The 9,572-nt window shown below is 42.0% G+C and carries 9 protein-coding genes; 8 read left to right on the top strand and 1 reads right to left on the bottom strand.

Annotation, left to right across the window (positions count from 1 at the left end):
• Positions 1–103: 103 nt before the first annotated feature.
• The gene (locus NU887_RS20180) at positions 104–574 is read right to left on the bottom strand and encodes a Dps family protein (RefSeq protein WP_258425198.1); all 471 of its coding nucleotides are present in this window, start codon (positions 572–574) and stop codon (positions 104–106) included.
• 146 nt (positions 575–720) lie between these two features.
• On the opposite strand from NU887_RS20180, the gene NU887_RS20175 reads away from it, so the two are divergent.
• From NU887_RS20175 to NU887_RS20140, 8 genes are all read left to right on the top strand, one after another.
• On the top strand, positions 721–1,965 hold the full coding sequence (locus NU887_RS20175) for a sensor histidine kinase (protein WP_258425197.1): 1,245 nt from the start codon (positions 721–723) through the stop codon (positions 1,963–1,965).
• Positions 1,966–2,236: 271 nt separating this feature from the next.
• Positions 2,237–3,817, top strand: coding sequence for a peptide chain release factor 3 (locus NU887_RS20170; protein ID WP_258425196.1), 1,581 nt, complete (start codon positions 2,237–2,239; stop codon positions 3,815–3,817).
• A gap of 114 nt (positions 3,818–3,931) precedes the next feature.
• Positions 3,932–4,666, top strand: a complete 735-nt coding sequence (locus NU887_RS20165; protein ID WP_113925030.1) for an RluA family pseudouridine synthase — start codon at positions 3,932–3,934, stop codon at positions 4,664–4,666.
• 76 nt (positions 4,667–4,742) lie between these two features.
• Complete coding sequence (locus tag NU887_RS20160) at positions 4,743–4,970, top strand: hypothetical protein (protein ID WP_113925029.1); 228 nt, start codon at positions 4,743–4,745, stop codon at positions 4,968–4,970.
• Between the two features lie 50 nt (positions 4,971–5,020).
• Positions 5,021–5,518 carry a SixA phosphatase family protein gene (locus NU887_RS20155; protein WP_258425195.1) on the top strand — a complete coding sequence of 166 codons (498 nt, stop codon included), beginning with the start codon at positions 5,021–5,023 and terminating at the stop codon, positions 5,516–5,518.
• Between the two features lie 127 nt (positions 5,519–5,645).
• The gene (locus NU887_RS20150; protein WP_258425194.1) at positions 5,646–7,214 is read left to right on the top strand and encodes a glycerol-3-phosphate dehydrogenase/oxidase; all 1,569 of its coding nucleotides are present in this window, start codon (positions 5,646–5,648) and stop codon (positions 7,212–7,214) included.
• 3 nt (positions 7,215–7,217) lie between these two features.
• Positions 7,218–8,717: a glycerol kinase GlpK gene (gene glpK, locus NU887_RS20145; protein WP_258425193.1), complete on the top strand. Its 1,500-nt coding sequence runs from the start codon at positions 7,218–7,220 to the stop codon at positions 8,715–8,717.
• A complete protein-coding gene (locus NU887_RS20140; protein ID WP_258425192.1) occupies positions 8,717–9,469 on the top strand; it encodes an MIP/aquaporin family protein in 753 nt (250 codons plus the stop codon). Before glpK ends, NU887_RS20140 begins: the two co-directional genes overlap by 1 nt.
• Positions 9,470–9,572: the final 103 nt, after the last annotated feature.

Below are 9,572 nucleotides of genomic sequence, written 5' to 3'. Positions count from 1 at the left end.
AAATTTTTTAGTAAAAGTCACCAACTATTTTTGACCACATTACCATAAAATCAAAAAGAGGATGAGGTCTAAACCCCATCCTCTTTTTTTTAAATCTGATGTTTTATTTCAAATAAGCGGAGAGCATCCAAACTGTCTTTTCTTTTGCAGTGATATAATCGCTCATCAACGAAACAGTACCTTCGTCACCTTGTTCTGTTGCTGCTTCCAAGGCTTCTCTTTCAAGTTTCAAAAGGGTATTAAGATTGTCTCTGACGATCTCCACCATTGTTTTTGAGTCTTGTACTTTTTTAGCCTCTTTGATTTCTGAGTTTTCAATGTACTCTTCATAGGAGGAAAAAGGCCTTTCCCCTAAAGTCAAAATCCTTTCGGCAGTTTCATCTACCCCAAGGTTGGCGACATTATATAATTCTTCAAATTTGGCATGCAACTCGAAAAAATTGGGTCCGGATACATTCCAATGAAAATTTCTGAGGTTTTGATAATATACCTGATAATTTGCAAGGAGGACATTAAGTTTCTTTACCAAGACCTTGCTTTCTTTTATTTCTAATCCTATATCGTTTGTGCTCATAATATTTATATTTATGGTTAGTTATATAAGTAGTTGTACAAAAATGAAGCCACAGAAGGTAATCAAGTAATTTTGTCAGATTGATAATATCTATCGCAAAATTGTGTTTTCTATAACAAAACCTTCAGTCCAATTAATCACACCCCATGCGGAATACACTTCAGGATATTGGAATTTTGGATTTTTACCAAAACAAAAACCGTATCAAATGGCTCATATTTATCAGTTCTGTTGTGATCAGCTTTGGATCTATTTACTACACCAATATTTTGGTGGAGGAATTGAAGGATAGGGAAAAGCGTCAGATTGAACTCCTGGCAAGAGCACTTGAATACGCGTCAAGTGCTTCTATTGATGCGGAAAACCTAAGCTTTATCACCTCTGAGATCATTCAACAAAACAACTCCATTCCGGTCATAGTGGTAGATGCCAACGGCAATCCTACTGACCATAAGAACATCAAATTCAAGAAAAATGCCAATCAAGAAGAAATTGATAAAGTCTTGAGAGCTGAACTTGAAAAAATGAAGCAAGAGTATGAACCTATCAGAGGTGAGGAGTATTTGGTGTTTTATAGAAACTCTGAGCTTTTGACTTCTTTGAAGTTTTATCCCTACGTCCAGTTATCAGTTATTTTGGTGTTTGGGGTTCTGGCTTTTGCTGTTTTCAACCAATCAAAAGTTGCTGAACAAAACCGGGTTTGGGCAGGATTGACCAAAGAAACGGCACATCAATTAGGGACGCCGATTGCTTCCTTGATGGCATGGATGGATTACCTCAAAAATTCACCTATTTGGGAAGAAAATAAAGAGGTCATCCAAGAGATGGACAAAGATGTGGTCAAATTGAGGATGGTCACGGAGCGGTTTAGCTCGATAGGGAGTACGCCTTCAATTCAGCTTGAAAATGTATTTTCGGTAGTGGATGAGGCCATCAGTTACCTCCGTCCTCGGATTTCTACCAAAGTGGACATTCAAGTCAACGGTTATGCTGATAACATCGAAGCGATGCTTAACAAATCGCTTTTTGAATGGGTAATAGAAAACATTGTAAAAAATGCCGTGGATGCCATGAAGGGACAAGGGAGCATTTCGATAGATATTGTCAAGGAAAGTGAAAAGTTTGTGTTTGTGGATATCACTGATAATGGGAAAGGCATGGACAAAGGCATGTTCAAAAAGGTTTTCAATCCGGGATTTACAACAAGAAAGAGAGGTTGGGGCCTTGGACTGACCCTTGCCAAAAGAATCATCGAGGGCTACCACAAAGGAAAAGTTTTTGTAAAAAACTCTGAATTGGGTGTTGGTACCACTTTTAGAATTATCCTTCACGGGAGCAAAGAAGGCATTCAGGGATTCAAACAGGAGGATTTTTTGGGTCAGAAAGTTTGAGTTTTGCTTTTGGTTTATTGTCCATATCTGATTTTAAGTTCATCTTCAATTTTGAAAGTAGCATTCCAAATTATTCAAAACTTCTGTTTTAAAAATTAGTATCTATGAATATCCAATATCCATGAATATCTTTTACAAGAAATAGATTAATTTTTTGGTCATTTAAAGCAATCCAAAATTCCATATTCAACTTTTAAACTTTCCACCCTTCCAACCTTAGAATTAAAAGCCTACCTTTGCAGGCTGAAAAATTACAGAATCAGGACTTTACATGAGTTTGACTAAGGAAATACAAAAGAGAAGGACGTTTGCCATCATTGCCCACCCTGATGCGGGAAAGACCACTTTGACTGAAAAGTTGCTGCTTTTTGGAGGAGCGATCCAGACTGCGGGTGCGGTGAAATCCAACAAAATCGACACTGCTACCAAATCCGACTGGATGGAAATAGAAAAACAAAGAGGGATCTCAGTGGCTACCTCTGTGATGGGTTTTGAATATCAGGGTGTCAAAATCAACCTGTTGGATACGCCCGGTCACCAGGATTTTGCGGAAGATACGTATCGGACTTTGACAGCTGTCGATTCGGTCATCATGGTCATCGATTGTGTCAAAGGCGTCGAAATCCAGACCGAAAAACTCATGGAAGTCTGTAGGATGAGAAATACGCCTGTGATCTGTTTTATCAACAAACTTGACCGTGAAGGAAGAGATCCTTATGAGTTGTTGGATGAGGTAGAAGAAAAATTGAACATTCAGGTAAGGCCACTTTCCTGGCCAATCGGAATGGGCAAGGGATTCAAAGGTGTCTATAACCTTTATGACAAAAAGCTCAATCTTTTCACCCCAAGCCAGCGGAAACTGAGCGATGCCAGAGAGACGATCCAAAACTTGGAAGACACGAAATTGGATGAATTGATTGGAGGAAATAATGCCAGGCAACTGCGTGAAGATGTTGAATTGATTGAGGGAGTTTATCCTGATTTTGATCCAAAAGAATATCTTGAAGGAAAGGTTGCCCCTGTGTTTTTCGGCTCTGCCGTCAATAACTTCGGCGTTAATGAAATGCTCGATACCTTTATCCGGATCGCACCGGCCCCCATAGGTAGGAATACAGAGGAGCGTGAGGTAAAGCCTGAGGAGCCAAAGTTTTCAGGATTTGTCTTTAAGATTCACGCCAATATGGATCCGAACCACAGAAACAGGATCGCTTTCTTGAGGATAGTTTCTGGAAGATTTGAAAGAAACAAACCTTACAACCATGTCCGTGGACCTAAACCGCTTCGGTTTTCTAACGTGACCCAATTTATGGCGCAGGACAGAGAAATCGTCGATGAGGCATTTCCGGGTGATATCGTCGGTTTGTTTGATACAGGCAATTTGAAAATCGGTGATACGCTTACCGAAGGTGAAAACATGACCTTCAAAGGTATTCCGAGTTTCTCCCCCGAAATCTTCAAAGAAGTCATCAACAAAGATGCCATGAAGACCAAGCAATTGGAAAAGGGTTTGAAGCAATTGATGGAAGAGGGTGTTGCCCAATATTTCACTTACGAAATGGGTAACCGTAAAGTAGTGGGTACTGTGGGTCAGCTGCAGTTTGAGGTGATTCAGTTCAGGTTGAAAAATGAATACAACGCTTCGGTGGAATTCGCTCCGATGAACTTATATAAAGCCTGTTGGATCAGCAGCAAAGACAAAAAGCAGTTAGATGAATTTATCCGGTCGAAGAGCAGGCACATTGCTTATGACAAAGACGGAAAAGTGGTCTTTATGGCCGAATCGAGTGCTTGGCTTCAGATGGTGCAGGACAACTATCCGGAGATAGAATTCCATTTCACTTCCGAATTCTAAATTTAATCCCACAAAGACGCAAAGTTTTTGTTTGTGAATATTTATTAACATTCAATTATATTTTCCTTCGTGGCTTAGTGTCTTTGTGGGAGAAAAACCTTTAGCTCAAGTTTTATGAAGAAGAAACCATTTTCAGTAGTCTATGAAGACAATCACCTCCTTATAGTCAATAAGGCTGCGGGTGTGCTCGTGCAGGGTGACAAGACCAAGGACAAAACGCTCACGGATTACTGCAGGGAATATATAGCCAAGAAATACAACAAACCGGGTGATGTTTTTTTACATCCTGTTCACAGGCTTGACCGGCCTGTCAGTGGATTGGTGGTTTTTGCGAGGACTTCCAAAGGACTCGAGCGCATGATGGAGCTTTTCCGCAAGCGGGATATCCATAAAGTGTATTGGGCAATAGTCAAAAATAGGCCAAAGGAAGAAACCGGTAAACTTACCCATTATCTGGTGAAAGATGAGGTTAAAAACTTTGTCACTGCACACGAAAAGGAAGTCGAAGGTTCACAGAAAGCCGAACTCAATTACAAAACCTTGGGCAAATTGAATGACCATTGGCTGTTGGAGGTACGCCCGGTTTCCGGAAGACCGCATCAGATCAGGGTGCAATTGGCTTCTATGGGCTGCCCTATCAGGGGAGATTTGAAATATGGTTTTCACAAACCCAATCCTGATGCGAGTATCAATCTCCATGCATTCCACTTGGTATTTGTCCATCCTATCAAAAAGGAAAAGATCTTCTTAAGAGCAGCATTGCCGGAAGAAGCTTTTTGGGAACAATATCTAGAGTTTGAGCCTGTAAGAGGTAAAGACCAGCATTTGGAAAATACATTTAGCGGGTAATTTCATTTCCGAATTATTTTTTGCTTGCCATGGTTTTCAGAATAGTTATTAAATTGATGTTTCAAAGCCTGAGTTTATGAAAACAATACAAGTCAAAGTAAGTGAAAAGGATTTAGAGAAGTATAATCTGGACAGTGACCCAATCATTGATTTCAAGCTTCTTGTTGAAAAAATAAACCTCGATTTTGCAAGGAAAGCACTCGAAGAATGTCAAAATATTGCCAAAGAGGTAGGATTAGCAGAATTGACGTTGGAAGAAATTGATGCAGAGATCAAGGCGGTAAGGAATGAAAGTCATTCTTGATACAAATTGGTTTCACTTTTTATTTGCGCTAAAAAATTTAAATAATTGAAATGAAAAGTCTTTTCACCCTTCTCATCGTTTCTTTATTGTTTCTCTCTTGTTCACCCAAGCAGGAACCAAAGACCGTTTATATTGTCCGCCATGCAGAGAAAATCCTGGAAGGCGATGACCCCGGACTCAGCGTAGCCGGAACAGCCAGGTCCAAAAAACTTGCGCAGATACTTGGACAAAAAGAAATCCAACACATCTTTAGCACCAATACCATCCGCACCAAAACTACCGCACAGCCTTTGGCGGATGCTGTAGGCCTGACTATCGAAATTTACGATCCTAAAAATCATGATGACCTAGTCAAGGAACTACGGCAAAGAACAGGAAATATCCTTGTTGTGGGTCATAGCAACACAATAAATCATTTGGCTAATTATTTTGTCGGTTCAGGTGAAAAATATCCCGAGCTTCAGGACATTGAGTATGATTTTATATTCGAAGTTTCTCTAAAGGAAGATGGCAGTACGGTGGAGAGGAAAGTTTTTAAGGATTATTGAAGTTTTTTACCAAATAATTAATATTTCGAAATACTTTTTGGGGTGGCTTAAATCATCCTTTTAAACTTTTTTCAATATTTTTCTTTCCCTCTTTTTTCCATTAACTTGGAAAGAAAAATTTTTCGTTATGCACAGGTCAGCTAACCTCAGTAAAATCAAAGACAATCAGGAAAAAATCTGGGATATTGCCATTATCGGAGGCGGTTCTTCAGGATTTGGCGTCGCCTTGGATGCGCTTTCGAGAGGTCTTTCGGTAGTTTTGTTAGAAAAATCGGATTTTGCCAAAGGCACTTCCAGCCGCAGTACCAAGCTCCTTCATGGCGGTGTCCGCTACCTTGCCCAAGGCGATGTATTGTTGGTGTTGGAAGCTTTGAAAGAAAGGGGACGGCTTTTGGAAAATGCTCCCCATCTGACCTACAACCAACCTTTTATCATTCCCATTTATACTTGGTTTGACAGGTTACTATATTCTTTCGGTCTCAAATTATACGACCTGATGGCAGGAAAGTGGAGGCTTGGCAAATCGAAGTTTATCAATAAAACAGAAACTGTCCGAAGGATGCCACAGATCAAACAGGAAGGACTGAAAGGCGGGGTAGTCTACCATGACGGTCAGTTTGATGATGCCAGAATGATCATTGCTTTGGCACAGACCTGTGACGAACTCGGCGGTTGTGTATTGAATTATTCCAAAGTAGAATCCTTGACCAAAGATACCAATGGAAAAGTCGATGGCCTGAATTTTATCGACCAATTGGATGGAAGCCATTTACAGATCAAGGCAAGAATGGTTGTCAATGCCACCGGTGTTTTTGCTGACAAGATCTTGAAGATGGATAATCCTGATGCGAGAAAAAGCATACAGCCAAGTCAAGGCATACATTTGGTTTTTGACCAGTCTTTTTTGGGAGGCAATGATGCTTTGATGATTCCCAAAACTTCTGATGGCAGGGTGTTGTTTGCCGTGCCTTGGCATGGGAAGCTTGTCGTCGGGACCACAGATACCCTGAAGGACAAACCCCAATTAGAACCGGAAGCTTTGGAAAAGGAAATCGATTTTGTCTTGGAAACTGCCCAAGCCTACCTGACCAAGAAACCCACCAAGGCAGATATCCTTTCTGTTTTTGCTGGATTGAGGCCTTTGGCTGCGCCAAAGGAAGATGGCGCCAAGACCAAGGAGATTTCACGTACACATAAAGTGATTCTTTCAGATTCCAAGTTGGTCACCCTGACCGGCGGTAAGTGGACCACATTCCGAAAGATGGGAGAGGATACGGTTGAATATTTCCCTAAAGTATCGGGCAAAAATATGTCTGAAAGCAAATCTGCCACTCAAAAACTTCATGGATTCACCATCAAGCCGGATGAAGGGCATATGGCCATCTATGGTTCAGACGCTTTCCAGATCAGGTTTATGCTCAAAGACCATCCCGAATGGAGAGAAAAACTGCATCCGAAATATCCCTATACCATCGCCGAGGTGATCTGGATCATTAGAAATGAAATGGCAGTCAAACTGGAAGATGTACTCTCAAGAAGGTTTAGGATTCTTTTGCTAGATGCCAGGACTGCCATGGAGATGGCTCCAAAAGTGGTAGAGATCATGGCCAAAGAACTTGGAATGGATCAAAATTGGATAGAGGATGAATTGAAGGAATTTAAAAAGACTGCCAATAAATACATCATAAAACCCTAAGCAATGACCCAAAATACCCAGTACATCATGTCCTTGGACCAAGGGACGACGAGTTCAAGGTCCATCATTTTTAACAAACAGGGCGAAATAGTATGTGTTGCCCAAAGAGCTTTCAAACAACATTTTCCAAAATCAGGATGGGTAGAACATGACCCAATGGAGATTTGGTCAACCCAATCTTCGGTTTTGGCAGAGTCCTTGGCCAAAGGTGGTATCAAAGCTAAAAATATTGCTGCTATAGGAATCACCAACCAAAGGGAAACCACCATTATCTGGGATAGGAAAACGGGGAAACCCATCTACAATGCCATCGTGTGGCAGGATCGTAGGACTTCCGCCTATGTTGACCAACTTAAAGCAGAGGGTAAAGAAGAAATGGTCGCTTCTAAAACCGGCTTGGTGTTGGATGCCTATTTTTCGGCCACCAAGATCAAATGGCTGCTTGACAATGTCGAGGGAGCGAGAGAAAAGGCCGAAAACGGAGAATTGGCCTTTGGAACTGTGGATTCATGGCTGGTTTGGAACCTGACCCACAAGAAGGTTCATGTCACAGACGTATCAAATGCCAGTCGCACCATGCTATTCAACATATTTGAAAAAAAATGGGACACAGAACTCCTCTCACTTTTCGATATTCCGGAATCCTTATTGCCCGAAGTGAAGTCAAGTTCGGAGGTGTATGGACATACTTCCGAATCCTTGTTTCCTGTGCCTATACCCATTGCCGGCATCGCTGGTGACCAACAGGCCGCACTTTTTGGACAGTTGTGTACCCATCCCGGAATGGCAAAGACCACTTATGGGACAGGTTGTTTTCTGATGATGAATACAGGAGAAGAACCTGTGAGATCCAATAATAAATTGCTGACAACCATCGCTTGGGAAGTCAACGGAAAAGTCAACTACGCTTTAGAAGGTTCGGTATTTATCGGAGGTGCAGCCATCCAATGGCTCAGGGATGGGATTGAATTATTTGGCCATGCCAAGGAAAGTGAAAAACTTGCCACAAGTCTTGATGATAATGACGGCGTCTATTTTGTGCCTGCCATGGCAGGACTCGGTGCACCGCATTGGGACCAAAATGCAAGAGGTGCATTTTTTGGAATTACCCGTGGGACAACGATCGCGCACATGACTCGGGCAGCTTTGGAAGCCATAGCCTATCAGGTCAGGGATGTCTTGGATGCAATGCAAAAAGACAGCGGCGCCCCCATCAAAGAATTGCGTGTGGACGGCGGTGCTACAGCAAACAATTTCCTGATGCAGTTCCAGTCAGATATTCTGCAGACCAAAATCAAAAGACCAAAAATCATAGAAACAACAGCAATTGGAGCGGCTTTTTTGGCAGGTTTGGCTGTAGGTTTTTGGGAATCCGAGGAAGAGTTACAGGCGCTTTGGGAATCAGACAAGGATTTTGAACCAAAGATGGAAGTGGAAAAAGTTGATTATTTCCTTCACTTTTGGCATAAAGCAGTAGAACGATCTAAAAACTGGGTAGAATAATGGATACTTTGATAGCAGAATTTGTCGGTACTTCACTCCTAATCACCATGGGCTCGGGAGTCGTGGCCAACGTGGTTTTGAACAAAACTAAAGGAAACAATGCCGGTTGGATGGTGATTACCACTGCTTGGGCTTTGGGAGTATTTATTGGTGTTGTCGTGGCAGGTCCACACAGCGGCGCGCATCTCAATCCCGCCGTAAGTATTGGATTGGCCATTGCAGGTCTTTTCGATTGGGCGATGGTTCCCGGTTATATTTTCGCCCAGATTTTGGGAGCGATGTTTGGTTCAGGGATTGCTTGGTTGATTTACAAAGACCACTTTGATGCCACGGAAGATCCGGGATCTAAGTTTGCTCCTTTTGGAACAGCACCTGCCATCCGGAACTTACCATCCAACCTATTTTCAGAAATCATAGGAACATCCGTTTTGATCATCGTGATCCTCTATTCTACAAATCCTGTGATCCAATATACCGACGGTGAGCAAATACCAATTGGTCTCGGGGCTCTTGGCGCATTGCCGGTGGCTTTTTTGGTTTGGGTGATCGGATTGGCTTTGGGTGGTACGACGGGCTATGCCATCAATCCTGCAAGAGATTTTGGACCAAGGTTGATGCACCAATTGCTACCGATCAAAGGAAAAGGAACAAGTGATTGGGCTTATTCTTGGGTTCCGGTATTGGGCCCGATTCTGGGTGCTGCAATGGCTGCCGGGATTTTTCTTTTGCTGAGTGAAGGGAATCTGGTTTGAAAGGAGAAGCGAGAAGCGGGAGACGAGAAGCGAGAAAGCAAAATTTGAAAACACCCTTGGTTGTGAGACTGAGGGTTTTTTTATGCCTAATTTTTTCTACAAA

The organism is Aquiflexum gelatinilyticum, from assembly GCF_024741135.1.
In the GTDB taxonomy this organism is placed as follows: Bacteria; Bacteroidota; Bacteroidia; order Cytophagales; family Cyclobacteriaceae; genus Cognataquiflexum; species Cognataquiflexum gelatinilyticum.
The sequence above is the reverse complement of the archived record's forward strand: the minus strand, read 5'-3'. Positions and strand labels throughout refer to the sequence as shown.

Coding starts and splice junctions, on each gene's coding strand:
- NU887_RS20165 (WP_113925030.1), top strand. CDS start 3,932: ATGAAGAAGAAACCATTTTCAGTAGTCTATGAAGACAATCACCTCCTT.
- NU887_RS20150 (WP_258425194.1), top strand. CDS start 5,646: ATGCACAGGTCAGCTAACCTCAGTAAAATCAAAGACAATCAGGAAAAA.
- NU887_RS20180 (WP_258425198.1), bottom strand. CDS start 574: ATGAGCACAAACGATATAGGATTAGAAATAAAAGAAAGCAAGGTCTTG.
- NU887_RS20175 (WP_258425197.1), top strand. CDS start 721: ATGCGGAATACACTTCAGGATATTGGAATTTTGGATTTTTACCAAAAC.
- NU887_RS20160 (WP_113925029.1), top strand. CDS start 4,743: ATGAAAACAATACAAGTCAAAGTAAGTGAAAAGGATTTAGAGAAGTAT.
- NU887_RS20155 (WP_258425195.1), top strand. CDS start 5,021: ATGAAAAGTCTTTTCACCCTTCTCATCGTTTCTTTATTGTTTCTCTCT.
- NU887_RS20140 (WP_258425192.1), top strand. CDS start 8,717: ATGGATACTTTGATAGCAGAATTTGTCGGTACTTCACTCCTAATCACC.
- glpK (WP_258425193.1), top strand. CDS start 7,218: ATGACCCAAAATACCCAGTACATCATGTCCTTGGACCAAGGGACGACG.
- NU887_RS20170 (WP_258425196.1), top strand. CDS start 2,237: ATGAGTTTGACTAAGGAAATACAAAAGAGAAGGACGTTTGCCATCATT.